This is a genomic window from Streptomyces lateritius (assembly GCF_014649715.1).
Taxonomy (GTDB): domain Bacteria; phylum Actinomycetota; class Actinomycetes; order Streptomycetales; family Streptomycetaceae; genus Streptomyces; species Streptomyces lateritius.
The window spans coordinates 181,570-196,181 of sequence record NZ_BMTO01000009.1 but is presented as its reverse complement, the minus strand read 5'-3'; the positions used below and the strand labels follow the sequence as shown (position 1 = coordinate 196,181).

The 14,612-nt window shown below is 74.0% G+C and carries 15 protein-coding genes and 1 tRNA gene; 10 read left to right on the top strand and 6 right to left on the bottom strand.

Translation table 11 applies throughout. From position 1 onward, the window contains the following. Positions 1–171: 171 nt before the first annotated feature. Together IE136_RS20085 and IE136_RS20080 are read right to left on the bottom strand one after the other, a co-directional pair. Complete coding sequence (locus IE136_RS20085; protein ID WP_158987596.1) at positions 172–1,584, bottom strand: sensor histidine kinase; 1,413 nt, start codon at positions 1,582–1,584, stop codon at positions 172–174. Continuing rightward, the gene (locus tag IE136_RS20080; protein WP_189601005.1) at positions 1,581–2,321 is read right to left on the bottom strand and encodes a response regulator transcription factor; all 741 of its coding nucleotides are present in this window, start codon (positions 2,319–2,321) and stop codon (positions 1,581–1,583) included. Before IE136_RS20080 ends, IE136_RS20085 begins: the two co-directional genes overlap by 4 nt. Before the next feature lie 78 nt (positions 2,322–2,399). Here IE136_RS20080 and IE136_RS20075 point away from each other — a divergent pair, with 78 nt between their 5' ends. After that, entirely contained in the window at positions 2,400–2,969 is a 570-nt protein-coding gene (locus IE136_RS20075) for a hypothetical protein (protein ID WP_189601004.1), read from the top strand. 18 nt (positions 2,970–2,987) lie between these two features. On the opposite strand, the gene IE136_RS20070 is transcribed toward IE136_RS20075, so the two are convergent. Next, the gene (locus tag IE136_RS20070; RefSeq protein WP_158987602.1) at positions 2,988–3,851 is read right to left on the bottom strand and encodes a spermidine synthase; all 864 of its coding nucleotides are present in this window, start codon (positions 3,849–3,851) and stop codon (positions 2,988–2,990) included. Between the two features lie 295 nt (positions 3,852–4,146). Next, positions 4,147–4,632, bottom strand: a complete 486-nt coding sequence (locus tag IE136_RS20065; protein WP_373309098.1) for a hypothetical protein — start codon at positions 4,630–4,632, stop codon at positions 4,147–4,149. A gap of 176 nt (positions 4,633–4,808) precedes the next feature. Between IE136_RS20065 and IE136_RS20060 the strand changes: the two genes are divergently transcribed. Then, positions 4,809–6,095: an NsdA family TPR-like regulatory protein gene (locus IE136_RS20060; protein ID WP_158987606.1), complete on the top strand. Its 1,287-nt coding sequence runs from the start codon at positions 4,809–4,811 to the stop codon at positions 6,093–6,095. Positions 6,096–6,138: 43 nt separating this feature from the next. Here the strand turns inward: IE136_RS20060 and IE136_RS20055 are convergent, their stop codons facing one another. Beyond that, complete coding sequence (locus tag IE136_RS20055) at positions 6,139–6,732, bottom strand: histidine phosphatase family protein (RefSeq protein ID WP_158987608.1); 594 nt, start codon at positions 6,730–6,732, stop codon at positions 6,139–6,141. 148 nt (positions 6,733–6,880) lie between these two features. On the opposite strand from IE136_RS20055, the gene IE136_RS20050 reads away from it, so the two are divergent. Genes IE136_RS20050 through IE136_RS20035 form a run of 4 tightly spaced genes read left to right on the top strand, consistent with a single transcriptional unit; the run spans position 6,881 to position 11,706 of the window. Beyond that, on the top strand, positions 6,881–7,750 hold the full coding sequence (locus IE136_RS20050; protein ID WP_158987610.1) for a phosphatase PAP2 family protein: 870 nt from the start codon (positions 6,881–6,883) through the stop codon (positions 7,748–7,750). After that, a complete protein-coding gene (locus IE136_RS20045; RefSeq protein ID WP_158987612.1) occupies positions 7,683–8,795 on the top strand; it encodes a hypothetical protein in 1,113 nt (370 codons plus the stop codon). Before IE136_RS20050 ends, IE136_RS20045 begins: the two co-directional genes overlap by 68 nt. Next, complete coding sequence (locus IE136_RS20040; protein WP_158987614.1) at positions 8,786–10,381, top strand: hypothetical protein; 1,596 nt, start codon at positions 8,786–8,788, stop codon at positions 10,379–10,381. Before IE136_RS20045 ends, IE136_RS20040 begins: the two co-directional genes overlap by 10 nt. After that, complete coding sequence (locus tag IE136_RS20035) at positions 10,378–11,706, top strand: AAA domain-containing protein (RefSeq protein WP_158987616.1); 1,329 nt, start codon at positions 10,378–10,380, stop codon at positions 11,704–11,706. Before IE136_RS20040 ends, IE136_RS20035 begins: the two co-directional genes overlap by 4 nt. Before the next feature lie 185 nt (positions 11,707–11,891). Here IE136_RS20035 and IE136_RS20030 read toward each other — a convergent pair whose 3' ends face one another. Then, the gene (locus tag IE136_RS20030; protein ID WP_189601003.1) at positions 11,892–12,506 is read right to left on the bottom strand and encodes a peroxiredoxin-like family protein; all 615 of its coding nucleotides are present in this window, start codon (positions 12,504–12,506) and stop codon (positions 11,892–11,894) included. A gap of 71 nt (positions 12,507–12,577) precedes the next feature. On the opposite strand from IE136_RS20030, the gene IE136_RS20025 reads away from it, so the two are divergent. From IE136_RS20025 to IE136_RS20010, 4 genes are all read left to right on the top strand, one after another. Then, entirely contained in the window at positions 12,578–13,192 is a 615-nt protein-coding gene (locus tag IE136_RS20025; protein WP_189601002.1) for a TetR/AcrR family transcriptional regulator, read from the top strand. A 94-nt stretch (positions 13,193–13,286) separates the two neighbouring features. Further along, on the top strand, positions 13,287–13,643 hold the full coding sequence (locus tag IE136_RS20020; RefSeq protein WP_158987622.1) for a DUF8844 domain-containing protein: 357 nt from the start codon (positions 13,287–13,289) through the stop codon (positions 13,641–13,643). Between the two features lie 218 nt (positions 13,644–13,861). Continuing rightward, on the top strand, positions 13,862–14,533 hold the full coding sequence (locus tag IE136_RS20015) for a bifunctional DNA primase/polymerase (protein ID WP_189601001.1): 672 nt from the start codon (positions 13,862–13,864) through the stop codon (positions 14,531–14,533). After that, positions 14,524–14,597: transfer RNA gene (locus tag IE136_RS20010), tRNA-Lys, on the top strand. Before IE136_RS20015 ends, IE136_RS20010 begins: the two co-directional genes overlap by 10 nt. Positions 14,598–14,612: the final 15 nt, after the last annotated feature.

The window sequence follows — 14,612 nt, the reverse complement described above, 5'->3', positions numbered from 1 at the left end:
GTGCCTGCCTCTGTGTGCCGGGGGTGGTGTGGGGTGCGGCAGCACGCTAGCGAGCCGGAATCGGACAAATGACCTGGAAGGGAGGGGATCGAGGATTCTTAGGGTCCGCTTAAGGAAGCCATCGGGAGGGCGAAAGGTTCGGGCCTCCGGAGAGCAGTCTCAGAGCCGTCCCTACGATTCCACGCTGCGCCGGGAGCCTGTGGCGCCCCGTCGGCGGCGGACCACGCGGTGGCCGCGCCGGCCTCCCGTACCGCCGGAGCGGCGGGCGTCGAGACCGATCCAGACGCGGACCTCCGTACCGCCGAGGACCGAGTGGCCGATGCGGACGTCACCGCCCGTCGACTCGGCCATCCGGCGCACGATGTCGAGGCCGAGACCGGTGGATCCGTCACGGTGGCCGCTGTTGCCCCGGGTCAGCGCGGCGGCCGGGTCCGGGATGCCGGGACCGGCGTCGGAGACCAGGACGATGACGGCGTCCTCGCCGTTGTGGACGTCGACGGAGAAGGCCGTCCCCTCGGGGGTGTGGCGGAAGACGTTGCCGAGCAACGCGTCGAGCGCCGCGACCAGTTCGGGCCGGGCGACCGGGATGCGTACCGGACGCTCGACGCCCGCCACCCGCACCTTGCGGCCCTCGTCCTCGGCGAGCGCGGACCAGAAGTCCATCCGCTCCCGTACGACCTCGGAGGCGTCGCAGCCCGCGCCCGGACCGGTCGCCTGCGTCTGGGGTTTGGCGTCCCTGGCCGTACGGATGATGGTGTCGACCTCGCGCTCCAGCTGCGCGACGGCGGCCCGGGTCTGCTCGGCGGCCGGACCGGAGCCGAGCGAGGCCGCGTTGAGGCGGAGCACGGTCAGCGGGGTGCGCAGCCGGTGGGAGAGGTCGGCGGCCAGTTCGCGCTCGTTGGCGAGGAGCTGGACGACCTGGTCGGCCATGGAGTTGAACGCGATCGCCGCGGACTTGAGCTCCGGCGGCCCCTCCTCGGGGACGCGCGCGCCGAGCCGGCCCTCGCCCAGGTCGTGGGCGGCGCCCGCGAGCCGCTGGGCGGGCCGGACCATCCGGACGCCGAGCCGGTCGGCGACGGCCACGGAGCCCACGATCAGGGCGATGCCGACCCCCGCGAGGACCAGCCAGGCGGTGGCGACACCGTTGGTGACCTCGCCCTCGGGAACGAAGAGTTCGACGACGGCGACCTGTCCGGAGCTGAGCGCGGTGGGCTGGAGCAGCACGGATCCGCCCGGCACCTCGGCGATGGTGGCCCGCCCCAGGCGCCGGGTGGTCCGCAGGTCCTCCGCGCCGGCCCGGCGGGTGCCGATCTCCAGCGCCTTCCCGCCCGGCTCGTCGGCGGCGGGGACATGGACGGCCATCCGCCCGGCGGCCCCGTCCTCGGTGGTGGCCACCGCCCGGTCGAGCTCCTCGCGGTCGGTGGTGATGGCGAGAACGGGCGCGAGCCCGGCGGCGCGTCGCTCGGCGTTGGAGAAGGCACGGTCACGCGCCATCTCCTTGACGACGAGGCCGAGGGGTACGGCGAAGGCGACGACGACCATGGCGGTGACGGCCAGCGACACCTTGACGAGGGCCCATCTCACGGCCGGGTCCCCCGGGGCGTCTGAGGCGTCTGAGGCGTCTCCTGAGGGTCGGACGGCGGCTCCAGCTTCACACCCACCCCGCGCAGTGTGTGCAGATAGCGGGGCCGGGCGGCCGTTTCACCCAACTTCCGCCGCAGCCATGACAAATGAACGTCGATGGTCTGGTCGTCCCCGTACGACTGCTGCCACACCTCGGCGAGCAGCTCCTTGCGGGGCACGACCACCCCGGGCCGACCGGCGAGGAAGGCCAGCAGGTCGAACTCCCGGCGGGTCAGGTCGAGAGCGGCCCCGTCGAGCTCGGCCTGGCGCCGCAGCGGGTCGATCGAGAGACCGCCCACCTGGATCACCCGCGACGGCGGTGCCTCTCCGGCGGCGGCCCGCGAGCGCCGCAGCACGGCGGCCATCCGTGCCGACAGGTGCTCCACCGAGAAGGGCTTGGTCAGATAGTCGTCCGCCCCGTCGTTGAGGAGCCGGACGATCTCGGTCTCGTCGTCCCGCGCGGTCGCGATGATCACCGGCACGTCGGTGATCCCCCGCAGCATCTTCAGCGCCTCGGACCCGTCCAGATCGGGCAGTCCGAGGTCCAGGACGACCACGTCGAAACGGAAATGGGCGACCTCGCGCAGCGCCTCCAGGGCCGTGCCGACGCTCCGTACGGTGTGCGAGGCGTCGGTCAGATGCCGGATGAGGGCCGAGCGCACGAACTGGTCGTCCTCGACCACAAGCACACTTGCCATGGGCCGCACCGTACGCCATACGAGGGAAGCCGAGGCAAGGTCCACCCCGCCCTCCGCCGGCGCGCGCCGTGGTGCACTATGGCCCGGATGCGTAGAGGACTTGTTCACGTCATGGCGTGGTCGCTCGCCACCGGCGCGGCGGTCACTCTCTCGTGGTGGGGTGTGCACACGGTGCTGGCCGGTACGGTCTACGACCCGCCGCGCGCACTGCCCATTCCGGCCGGCGGCGGCGAGGGGACGGCCGTCACGAGCGGCGACCCGTCGGCCTCCGCCACCCCGCGCCCGAGCGGCTCCTCCGGCCCTTCGTCCACGGCCTCTCCGTCGAGGACGACCGGCGCTCCCCCGAAGTCCCCGTCCTCCACCCCGTCCCGCCCGCCGGCCGCCGCCACGAAGCGACCGGACGGCGCCGACGGCGCCGACGCGAAGAGCACGGTCAAGAGCTACGCCGTCGACGGCGGCCGGGTCGTCTTCGACCTGGGTGAGACCTCCGCCGAACTGGTCTCGGCGACCCCGGCCTCCGGCTGGCAGATGCAGGTGTGGAAGCAGCCGACCTGGATCCGGGTCACCTTCACCCGGGACGGCCGCGAGCTGTCGGTCTTCTGCGTGTGGCACGACACCGCGCCCCGGGTGGAGATCGACGACCGCTGAACGGTCGGGCGCGTCAGCTCAGCGGAAGGCGGAAGCCGGCGGTACGGGTGAGGGCCGGGCGCCGGCGTCGGTGACCGGCGCCGCTCCGCCGGTGAAGTCCGCGAGCGTCTTGCCGTGTTCCACGCGCCCCGGGTGCGGGTCGGTCGCCACCCGGCGGGTCAGCTCGGCGACGGGCAGCTCGCGGTCGGAGGCGAGCAGCACGGCGTTGCCGAAGCGGCGCCCGCGCAGCACGGTCGGGTCGGCGGTCAGCGCCAGTTCGGGGAAGACGGTCGCGGCGGTCGCGATCTGGCCGCGCAGATGGGCCAGGGGCGGCCCGTCGGCGAGGTTGGCGGCGTAGAAGCCGCCGGGCTTCAGCGCCCGGCGGACCTCGGCGAGGAACTCCGTACTCGTCAGATGCGCGGGCGTGCGGGCGCCGCTGAACACATCGGCGATGATCAGGTCCGCCCAGCCGTCCTGCACCTTGGCGAGTCCGGCCCGGGCGTCGGTGGAGCGGACGCGGACGCGGGCGCCGGAGTCGAGGGGGAGCTCCCGGCGGACGAGCTGGACCAACGGGCCGTCGAGCTCCACGATCTGCTGGGTGGAGCGAGGCCGGGTGGCGGCGATGTAGCGGGCGAGCGTGAAGGCTCCGCCGCCGAGGTGGACGGCCTGGAGGGGCCGGTTCGGCGGGGCGGCGAGGTCGGCGATGTGGCCGAGGCGCCGCTGGTACTCGAAGGAGAGATGGGCCGGGTCGTCGAGATCGACGTGCGACTGCGGGGCGCCGTCGATCAACAGCGTCCAGCCGCGCGGGCGCTCGGGGTCGGGTATGAGCTCCGCGAGCCCGCCGTCGACGGTCTCGACGACGGCGGCGGACGCCGCCCGATCACGCTGTCTGTTCCTGGCCACGAGCCCATTATCGGCGCTCGCGCCGATGCCCCGCCCGATGAGCCGACGGGGTGAGGAGGCGCACAAGCTGCCTGGCCGAAGAGCTGGACGGCTAGGTCGTGTCCGGAAAGTAGCGCCGTCTGCCCGCAGGGCAGGGCCCGCGGCGTCTGGTGCCTGCGATCGCAAGGCGGAGGGTCGCCCTCGTACCGGGCGTACTCGGGTGATCACGACAACGCGGCGAGAGTGCGTGCCAGGCGTCGCGGGCCAGGCGGGACTTCACGGACACGGCCTAGCGACAGCCGTCCGCCGCTTCGAGCTAGCGACAGCCGTCGGCTGCTTCGATCAGGCGGGCCGCCTGGCCGAGGGCCTCTCGCAGCATCGCCGGGTCGGTGACCGCACCCGTGTCGCCGGGCGGCAGCAGCCAGCCCGCGGGGCGGGGCACGTCACCGGCCGGCTCGGGGAGTTCCGGCAGCTGGGGGATGCGCAGACCCCGGCCCGAGGTCTGCGTACAGGCGCTGCCCGGCATGTCCCAGCCCGCCGCCGTTCCGGGCGGGACCAGGAATCCGAGGGTGTCGCACGCCCCGTCGTGCAGCACCGGGCCCACCACGGGGGCACCGCCGCGGCGCAGGATGTCGACGGCCTCCAGGCCCTGTCGGACGGGCACGGTCACCAGGTCGCAGGCTTCGCCGTGCGGTGCGCCGGCGTCCGGGGTGGGTGCATGCCGTGCGGTCGACTGCGATCCGATCTCCAACAAAGGGGACCCCTCCTCGCTCCTGAGAAGACACGTTCCGTCTCTCCCCATGGTTCAACGCCCGTGCGCGTCAACGGCTACGGCGGCACGCCGCCGCAAAGGATGGCAGTTCATGGCAGATCCCGCGCGAGATATCCGTTTTGTAGCCAAACTCTGCGTACGCGCTCGGTCACAGCAGGTACGTTCTTGCCCGCCGGAACACCGGCAGCACAGGAGAGGGCTCGGCCATGGCGATGTCACGGGCAGTTCCCAATCTCGCCTTCCGCAGGCTCCGCGGACAGCTCTCGCCGGCGGAGTTCGCCGCGGCGGTCCGCCGGGCGGCGCGGGAGATCGGCGAGCAGGTGGCCTGCGACGCCCGCTACATCGGGCGCGTGGAGGCGGGCGAGATCCGCTGCCCCAACTACGCGTACGAACGGGTGTTCCTGCACATGTTCCCCGGTCTCGGCCTGGCGGACCTGGGCTTCTCGGCGCGGGAGGCGGTACGCGGCCGACGGCCCGCCGCCACGGCAGGGGCGCCTCCTCCACCCGCCATCACGACCCGGAACGATGAGGAGAGCGACGTGCTGCGTCGCGCATTCATGACGAGCGGCACCGCCACCGTGGCGGCCGCCTCGCTGGGACTCGGCGGCTCCGCCGTCGCGATCCCGGCCCCTCGGGGAACCCACCGGATCGGCGAGCCCGAGGTCAGGGCCGTCGAGGAGGCCGTACGGCAGATCCGGCTGCTCGACGACCGGCACGGCGCCGACGGGCTGTACCAGTCGGCCGCGCAGCCGTTGCGGGCGGCGTACGCCCTGCTCGACGCGGGTGTCGCGACCCGCCGCTCCACCGAGGACCGCCTGCACGCGGGCGCCGGCGAGCTGGCCATCTCCGTCGGCTGGCTGGCCCACGACTCGGGCCGCCTCGACGACGCCCGCTCGCACTACGCGGAGGCCCTCGCCACCGCGCGCGTGACCGGTGATCCGGGCCTGGAGGCGCACGCCTTCTGCAACACGTCGTTCCTGGCCAGGGACGCGGGGCGGTACCGCGAGGCGGTCCGAGCAGCGCAGGCGGGGCTGCGGGCGGCGCAGCCGCTCGCCTCGGCCCGGCTGCTCTCGCTGCTCTCGCTGCGTGAGGCGGGCGCGTGGGCCGGGCTCGGCGACCGGGCCGCCTGCGAGCAGGCCCTCGGCCGCGCGCACACCCACTTCGGCCGGGGGCCGGGCGACAGCGACCCGGAGTGGATGAGCTTCTTCGGGGAGCCGGAGCTGGAGGCGCTGGAGGCGCAGTGCTGGTCGGCGCTCGGGGAGTGGGGTCGCGCGGCCCGGCACGCCCACCGCGCGACCGTCCTGCAGAACCCTCATTTCGCCCGCAATCTCGCCCTCTACCGCGCCCAGCTGGCGGGCGACCTGGCCCAGGCGGGCCGCCGGGACGAGGCCGCGGTGGAGGCCCGCCGGGTGGTGGACTCGCTCGGCGACGTCCAGTCGAGCCGCGTCCGCCGCATGGTGACCGAAACCCGCCGGCTCCTCTCCACCTTCTGACCGGACCACCGCCGGTCCCGCGCCGCGTGGCCGCCCCGGCCCCCTACTCCAGGTGGCCGGTGTCGTTCCAGCGTTCCAGGGCCGGGGCGCCGTAGGCCCAGCCCAGGACCGAGAGGCTTGTCGGGTCGAGTCGGATGCGGGCGCCGAAGGAGAGGTCCTCGCCGAGCCAGCGCGCCGCGAGCGACCGCAGGATGTGGCCGTGCGCGAAGACCAGCACGTCCCGCTCCGCCGAGCGCGCCCACTCCACGACCTCGTCGGCCCGCGCCGAGACCTGGGCCAGGCTCTCGCCCTCCGGCACCGCGTCGCGCCACAGCAGCCAGCCGGGGCGCAGCTCCTGGATCTGGGCCGGGGTCAGGCCTTCGTACGCCCCGTAGTCCCACTCCATCAGCGTGTCCCACTCCCGCGCCCGCTCGCCGAAGCCGGCGAGATCGCAGGTCTCACGCGCGCGTGCCAGCGGACTGGTGCGGATCTCCAGGTCGGGCAGTCCGCTCCACGGCGCCCGGTGCAGCCGCTCGCCGAGCAGCTTGGCCCCGCGCCGGCCCTCGTCGAGCAGCGGGATGTCCGTCCTGCCGGTGTGACGGCCGAGCAGCGACCATTCCGTCTGGCCGTGCCGTGCCAGCAGGATGCGCGGTGCCATGAAGGCTCCCTGGTGTTCATCGGTGTTCATTGGATCTTCGTATCGACGTGCACTCCCATCATCGCCCACCTGAATTCGCGGCAACGCGCGGGCAACCCCCGCCCTCCTCCCGGCGTCCCCCAGTCCGAGACCGAGGGGGAACACACGTATGACGGAGAGAGCCGCCCAGCCCGGGCGCAGGCCGCGCTGGTGGGCCGAGCTGCTGCTGATCGCCGTGGTCTACGCCGCCTACTCCTGCGGCCGGCTGCTCGCCCGGGGAGACGTGGCGACCGCCGTCGACCACGGTCTGGCCATCCTGCGCCTGGAGAAGTCCCTCGGTCTGAACGCCGAGCACCCGCTCAACCGGCTCTTCACCGACACGCCCGCCCTCGGCATCCCCGCCGACTTCGCGTACGCCTCCCTGCACTACCTCGTCACCCCGGCCGTCCTCGTCTGGCTCTTCCGCCGCCGCCCCGGCCACTACCGGGCCGCCCGCACCTGGCTGATGGTCTCCACCCTGCTCGGCCTGGTCGGCTTCACGCTCCTGCCCACCTGCCCGCCCCGGCTCCTGGACGCCGGTCACGGCTTCGTCGACACGATGGCGCAGTTCAGCTCGTACGGCTGGTGGGGCGCCGAGGCCAGCGCGCCGCGCGGGATGGGGGCGATGACCAACCAGTACGCGGCGATGCCGAGCCTCCACGTCGGCTGGGCGCTGTGGTGCGGGGTGATGCTCTGGCGGTACGGGCGTACGCCGCTGTTCAAGGCGCTCGGTGTCGCCTACCCCCTCCTCACCACGGTGGTCGTCATGGGCACGGCGAACCACTACTTCCTGGACGCGGTCGCGGGGGCGGCCGTGATGGGCCTCGGGCTGCTGCTCACCGGGCCCGCGACCCGGCTCGCCGACCGCTTGCGCCGCCCCTTCGTGGGGAACCGGGCACCGATTGTCGGTGGCGGATGGGAGACTTCCGCGGGTGAGCGAATCCCTGGGCAGCGGAGCTCCTCGGCCTCCGCAGACGACACTCCGGCACCGGCTCGCTGAGCTGCGCGGACCGGCCGTCGTGCCGCATCCGCTGGACGCGCGGGCACTGGCGGCGCTGGCCGCCAACCCCGGCTGCCGGCGGCGTGCGCTGCTCGACGGCGCCGGGGTCGACAAGACAGCGCTGGCGTCGAAGCTCGGCTCGCCGGCGGCCTTCGGGCAGTCCCAGTTCGCGTTCATGCGGGGCAACGCCTTCGAGGCGAAGGTCAAGGCGGACGGCGGGCGGGAGCTGCTGCGTCTGCTGGGCATCGCGGAGCCGGGCACCGTACGGGTTCCGGAGCTCGCGGCGGCCGGGCCGGAGGGCCGGGTGGCGCGCACCGCGCTCGCGCTGCGCGAGGCGACCGAGGCCGGGACGTGGGCGCTGCTCGACCATCCCCTGCTCAGCCTGGAGGTGGCGGGCTCCCCCGCGCACCTGGAGCCGGACGCCGTCGTGGTGCACCCCGACGGGCGGTGGACGGTCGTGGAGATCAAGTCCTTCCCGATGATCGACGGCGCGGCGGACGCCTCGAAGGTGGGTGCGGCGGCCCGTCAGTCGGCGGTGTACGTGCTGGCCCTGGAGCGGGTCGCGGCCCTGACCCGGGGCGCGGAGGTGGCGCACTCGGTGCTCCTGGTCTGTCCGAAGGACTTCTCCAATCTGCCGACGGCCTCGGTCGTCGACGTCCGCAAGCAGCTGTCGGTGACCCGCCGGCAGCTGGCCCGGCTGACCCGGATCGAGGAGATCGCCGCCGCGCTGCCGGACGGGGTCACGTTCGACGTGGAGGGGTGTTCGGCGCGGGAGCTGGAGGCGGCGGTGGAGTCGGTGCCGCACGCATACGCGCCGGAGTGTCTGTCCGCCTGCGAGCTGGCCTTCCACTGCCGGGAGCGGGCGCGCGGCGCGGGCGCGGTGGAGGCGCTCGGCCGCTCGGTCCGGGGTGAGCTGGGCGGTCTGACCACGGTGGGGGACGTCCTGGCGGCGGCCCGCGGCGAGGAGGGCGACGCGGACGATCCGACGGTGGAGGCCCTGCGCCGGGCGGCGGCCCTCCGGGCGGAGGCGCTCGCATGTCGCTGATCTCCACGCTCGCCCGACTGGAGGCCGTCGAGTCGGGGCGGGCGCAGCCGCTGGCCACGGTCCGGCACCGGCATCTGTCCGACCGGCCCCTCGTGCTCGTACCGCTGACGACCGCCGGTGAGGCCGGAGCGCCGCTCGGGGCGCTGGTCGGGACGGACCCCGGGGAGCCGCGGCTGCTGGTGGTGGCGCAGCCGCGCGACCGGGATCTGCGGTTCGCGTTCCTCGCCGACCTGGCCGAGGAGGTCCTTCCGTACGTCGACTCGTTCACCGACGTCGTCGAGGCGGCGGAGCGGAGCGAGACGGATCCGGAGACCGGCAAGAAGGTCAAGGTCGAGGTCGACCTGTGCGCGGACGCGCCGCAGGTGATCGTGCCGAGCAGGGCCGGCATCGAGTACGTACGGCTCCTGGGGCGTTCCATGCGCTTCCGGCGGACGGCGGAGCAGGACCCGGAGACGCCGTTCCCGGCGCCGCCACGGGTGCCGCTGCTCGGGCGCTGGCTGACGCACTTCGGCGAGCGGGCGCGGGTGCCGGGCTCCTCGCTGCTGCTGTCGGCGACGGATCTGCTGAACCGGCACTGGGCGACCGGTCAGTCCTCCTTGGAGGACCAGCACCTGGGCGCGCTGCTCGCCTGGATCGACGCCGACGGTCCGGAGTCGGGCGCCGAGGCGGCGCTGCGGGCCGAGCTGGGGCGGGACCCGCAGGGGCAGTTGTTCTGCCCGCCGGCCGGTCCGGCGACGGATCCGGCCTTCGACAACCGGCTGCTGGCGCCCGCGATCGAGCGTTTCGACCGGGCCCGGCAGGCCTTGGCCTCGGCGGAGGACGGCGAGAGCGCGGACGAGCGCCTCGGCGAACTGCACGTGGCCGAGCGGGAGATCCGCCGCTTGATCCTCTCGCAGCTCAGGCCGACCTGGGACGCGGTGTGGCGGTCGGTCGAGCTGCTGCGGGAGCTGCCGGCCGGGGAGCGGGTGGCGGACCGCTGGACGCGGGACCGCTGGTCTTTCACGGGCCACCGCGACCGGATCGTGGCGGGCGAACCGCCGCAGCCGCGCCGCGACGACGCCGTGACGGCGGCGCAGAAGCTGGCGGCCCGGGAGTCCGCGCAGAGCCAGTTGGAGGCGCAGGAGGCGCTCGACGACCCGCTGGTCCTCGCGGGGCGGCGGCTCGCGGGTGAGGCGTTCGTCGCCGAGGTGGTGGAGGTGACGATGGCCTGGTCGGAGTCGAAGCGGCCCTCGCCGCGCCCGCTGCTGACGGTCCGCACCGACGACCGGCCGCATCTGGGCGAGGGGACGAAGGTGTACCGCTCGCTGGAGGGCAAGCCCCAGACCGCCGAGTTCGTACGGTCCGAGGAGGACGGCTCGCTCGTGCTGCGGATCACCGACCGGATGGGGCGGTCCAAGGAGCCCGCTCCGGGGTCCGTGCCGGAGAAGGGCGAGCGGATCGCCTGGACGCTGTTCGAGCACGACCAGCGGGTGGGCGCGAAGCTGCCGGAGCGGGAGGAGACGCCCTGGACGCACGGCGGCCCCCCGCGCTCCGACACCCCCGACCCCGAACTGCCCGACGCCGTGACCCCGGAGGACCTGCTGTGAGTTTCGATCCCGGTGCGGAGGCCGCCCGCGCGACGGCCGGCATCCTGGCCGACACCCTGCACGGGGACGCCCGTGGGGTGGTCGTCGACTCCCCGCCGGGCGCGGGCAAGTCGACGCTCGTGGTGCGCGCGGCGCTGGAACTGGCCTCGGCGGGCCGGCCGTTGATGGTGGTGGCTCAGACGAACGCGCAGGTGGACGATCTGGTTCTGCGGCTCGCGGAGAAGGAGCCGGAGCTTCCGGTGGGCCGGCTGCACTCCAACGACAGCGACCCGTACGACAAGGCGCTCGACGACTTGGAGAACGTGCGGAAGTCGTCGAAGGCGGGGGATCTCGCCGGGCTCGACGTGGTCATCTCGACGGCCGCGAAGTGGGCGCACGTGAAGAACGTGGAGCCGTGGGCGCACGCGATCGTGGACGAGGCCTACCAGATGCGCTCGGACGCGCTGCTCGCGGTGGCGGGGCTGTTCGAGCGGGCGCTGTTCGTGGGCGACCCGGGGCAGCTGGACCCCTTCTCGGTGGTCGGCGCGGAGCAGTGGGCGGGGCTGTCCTACGACCCGTCGGCGAGCGCGGTCTCGACGCTCCTCGCCCACAATCCGGATCTGCCCCAGCACCGGCTTCCGGTGTCCTGGCGGCTTCCGGCGTCGGCGGCGCCGCTGGTGTCCGACGCGTTCTACCCGTACACGCGGTTCCGCAGCGGCACGGACCACGGCGACCGGCGCCTGACGTTCGGGGTGGCGTCGGACGGCTCCGGCCCCGACCGGGTCCTGGACGAAGCGGCCGAGTCGGGCTGGGGCCTGCTGGAACTGCCGGCCCGACGCACCCCGCGCACCGACCCGGAGGCGGTACGGGCGGTGGCGCTCGTGGTGCGCCGGCTGCTGGACCGGGGCGGCGCCGCGGTATCCGAACGCGCCCCCGACCCCGTGCCCCTGACGCCCGACCGGATCGCGGTCGGCACGGCCCACCGCGACCAGGCGGCGGCGATCCGCGCGGCGCTGGCGGAGCTGGGGGTCGCGGGGGTGACCGTGGACACGGCGAACCGTCTCCAGGGCCGCGAGTACGACGTGACGGTGGTCCTCCACCCGCTCTCCGGCCGCCCTGACGCCACGGCCTTCCATCTGGAGACGGGCCGCCTGTGCGTACTGGCGTCCCGTCACCGCCACGCCTGCATCGTGGTCTGCCGCGCGGGCGTGGCGGAACTGCTGGACGAACATCCGTCGACGGAGCCCGTGCAGCTGGGAGTCACGGTGAAGTTCCCCGACGGCTGGGAGGCGAACCACGCGGTCCTCTCGCACCTGACGGAGCACCGGGTGAGCTGGCGTCCCTGACCGCCGCTCCGTCACCTGCCCGGCAGGCGATCAGCCCGACGCCGCCCGATCCGCCGGACGGAGTCCGGCACGCCGCCGGCGGCCAGTGGTCCCAGCCCCGACGGCTGGGAGGCGAACCACGCGGTCCTCTCGCACCTGACGGGAACACCGCGTGGTGTGGGCGCCGTGACCTCCCGGCCGGTCCGTCAGCCGGCCGGCGTGGCGGGCGCGGGGGCCGGGGTGTGGGACGCGGCCCCCGCGAGGGCGAGCAGTTGGTCCACCGACCACTGGTCGTCGACGTGTTCGCCGTACTTCGCGGCGACGATCCGTCCGTCGCTCCCGATCAGGAAGTCGGCGGGGAGCCCGAGCCGTCCGCCCCGGGGGCGGAGCACCGGCGGCTTCTCGCGGCCGCGCAGCATTCCCCAGGTGCCGACGAGGACGGCCCGGACCATCGGCCCCCACGCCCGGGGGGCGAGCAGGGCCCAAGGGGTCGACTCCACCCCGAACGCGGTGTAGAGCAGCTTGTCGGGGTCGGCGACGACCGGGAACGGCAGGCCGTCCAGGTGCGGGCGCAGTTCCTCGGGCGGCGAGTGGAAGACCACGACCTCGCGCACGCCGGCCGCCGCGATCTCCTCGTACCGCCGCACCACCGAGCGCAGGTGCAGATGGCAGACGGGGCAGCCGGCGAAGCGCCGGAACTGCAGATGGACCAGCCGTGCCGGATCGGGGCCGAGGACGGCGACGGGCGGGCCGATGAGCGGGTCGAGCGTCTGGACGGGGGCGGAGGAGCCGGGCTTCAGCAACCCTCGGGGCATGCGCATGGAGCACCTCTCACGTAGGCGTACGGCGTACTCCTAACAGCGTAGGCGTATGTCGTACGCTGTCAACCGTCATGCCCCGCCCCCGTTCGCTCACCCAGGACCAGCTGGCCGCCGCCGCCCTCGCCGTCATCGACCGCGACGGGCTCGCCGGCCTCTCCATGCGCGCGGTCGCCAAGGAACTCGGCATGAGCACGATGGGGCTCTACCGGTACGTGGCCGACCGCGACGAACTGGAGGGGCTGGTCGTCGAGCGCGTCCTGAGCACCGTCGACCCCAGCCCGCCCGCCACGGACGCGCCCTGGCGGGACCGGATCGAGATCATGGTCCGGCGGCTCCGCGACAGCGTGAGCGCCCACCCGGCGGCCGTCCCGCTGACCATGACCCACCGGCACCGGCTGCCCGGCCTGCTGCGCTGGTCGGAGTCGATGCTCGGCCTGCTCGCCGAGGCGGGCGTCGAGGGCGAGCAGCGGGTCGTCGCCCTGCGCGGCCTGATCAGCTACGTCGTCGGGGCGATCCAGCTCGAACACCTCGGTTCCCTCTCCGGCGCGGGGACCGTGACCATCTCCGAACTGCCGCGGGACCGCTTCCCGTACATGGCGGAGGCCGGCCGGCAGGCACGCGGAATCGATGCCGACCGGGAGTTCTTCGGTGGGCTCGCGGTGTATCTGCGCGGCCTCGGCGGCTGATTCCCGGCCGGCCCCACCGCCCTCTTGCGCGAGGCGGGAGAATGGAAAGCGGCCCGGGTGTCCGGGCCGCGTGTGTGCGAGGAGGAGAAGGACGATGGCGGAATCCGCGGAGCGGAACGGGCAGCGGCGGCTCCGGCCCGCACCGCTGATCTTCGAGCCTGCCGAGGCGACCGCCGACCCCGAGCACTTCTTCGACCTGGAGTCGATCGAGGACCCGCGCGAGCTGCTGTCCCGGGCGACCGAGCTGACGCTCGCCTTCCGGGCGGCGACGGACCGGGCCGTCGAGTTCCAGGCGATCGCGGCGGCGCAGCTCGCCGACCCGCGCCGCTTCGACCGGCTGACGCCCGCGGACGTCGCCGAGCGGGCGGAGTGGACCGAGGACTACGCCCGCAAGATGATCGAGTTCGGCCGCGACCTGATCCGCTCGGGCGGCCGCCCGCCGGAGGAGTGAGTCACGTCGGCGCGGGGATGAAGGCGGTCACCCCCGCGCCGGGCGAGAGTGAGCCGGGGGTGCGCCGGATGGTGAGCCCCGTGCGCCCCCCGCTCGGGCGCCGCGTCTCCACCCGTGTGGCATATGCCGGGGCGGAAGATACTCCTCTCGCACCCGCCGTGTCCGAGTTTTCCTCAACTCTCTGAAACGGTGTGGTGACTGGCGGTAGATCTTGCCGCATGAGCGCATGGCTGCGAGACGAGACCCCCCTGAGCCCCGCCCAGAGCGATACCGACGAGCGGCGGACCGGCCGGGCCGACATCTTCCGGTTCCTCCGGGACCGGGAGGAGGGGCGCAACCACGCCGCGCGCGTCACCGCGGCCGGGGCCGGCTGGCTCGCCTCCGCCGCCGCGTATCCGCGCTCCACGCTCGCGCTCTGGGAGGCGCGCCCGACCGCCCCCGCCGTGCTCCCCTGCGGAACCGTCTTCGACGTCGTGAACGTCGACACGATCTTCGGCCGGCGCATGCTCGACCGGCTCTGGTCGGAGGGCCCGGGATCCGGGCCCGTCGCCCTCCACCGGGGCCGGATGCTCCTCTTCGCAGCCCCCGGGACGGCGCAGCGGTTACCCTCCCTCCTCGACTGGGAGGAGTGGGGCGACGCCGTCCCGCCGCCGCTCTGTCACGGCACCGGCGACGCCGTGACCATCCCCCCGCTCACTGCTCGCGAGCCGACCGGCGCCCGCTGGGTCGTCGCCCCCGACACCCGTCACCCGTGGCTTCCCGGGCCGGAGGTCATGCTCTGGGCCTGCGTCCGGGCGGTCCGGGCGGCCTCCGCCGCCGACGTGCGGATATCGATTTTTCCTCCCGCCGATCAGGATGCTAAGGTCTACGACGTCAGCAGGCGCCGCTAGCTCAGTTGGTTAGAGCAGCTGACTCTTAATCAGCGGGTCCGGGGTTCGAGTCCCTGGCGGCGCACAGACGGAGAAAGCC

What these genes read in the sequence shown, in the direction of transcription:
- IE136_RS20080 (WP_189601005.1), bottom strand. Translation starts at nt 2,321, where the DNA reads ATGGCAAGTGTGCTTGTGGTCGAGGACGACCAGTTCGTGCGCTCGGCC.
- IE136_RS20065 (WP_373309098.1), bottom strand. Translation starts at nt 4,632, where the DNA reads ATGGGGAGAGACGGAACGTGTCTTCTCAGGAGCGAGGAGGGGTCCCCT.
- IE136_RS20055 (WP_158987608.1), bottom strand. Translation starts at nt 6,732, where the DNA reads ATGGCACCGCGCATCCTGCTGGCACGGCACGGCCAGACGGAATGGTCG.
- IE136_RS20015 (WP_189601001.1), top strand. Translation starts at nt 13,862, where the DNA reads ATGAGCGCATGGCTGCGAGACGAGACCCCCCTGAGCCCCGCCCAGAGC.
- IE136_RS20040 (WP_158987614.1), top strand. Translation starts at nt 8,786, where the DNA reads ATGTCGCTGATCTCCACGCTCGCCCGACTGGAGGCCGTCGAGTCGGGG.
- IE136_RS20060 (WP_158987606.1), top strand. Translation starts at nt 4,809, where the DNA reads ATGGCGATGTCACGGGCAGTTCCCAATCTCGCCTTCCGCAGGCTCCGC.
- IE136_RS20025 (WP_189601002.1), top strand. Translation starts at nt 12,578, where the DNA reads ATGCCCCGCCCCCGTTCGCTCACCCAGGACCAGCTGGCCGCCGCCGCC.
- IE136_RS20050 (WP_158987610.1), top strand. Translation starts at nt 6,881, where the DNA reads ATGACGGAGAGAGCCGCCCAGCCCGGGCGCAGGCCGCGCTGGTGGGCC.
- IE136_RS20030 (WP_189601003.1), bottom strand. Translation starts at nt 12,506, where the DNA reads ATGCGCATGCCCCGAGGGTTGCTGAAGCCCGGCTCCTCCGCCCCCGTC.
- IE136_RS20020 (WP_158987622.1), top strand. Translation starts at nt 13,287, where the DNA reads ATGGCGGAATCCGCGGAGCGGAACGGGCAGCGGCGGCTCCGGCCCGCA.
- IE136_RS20075 (WP_189601004.1), top strand. Translation starts at nt 2,400, where the DNA reads ATGGCCCGGATGCGTAGAGGACTTGTTCACGTCATGGCGTGGTCGCTC.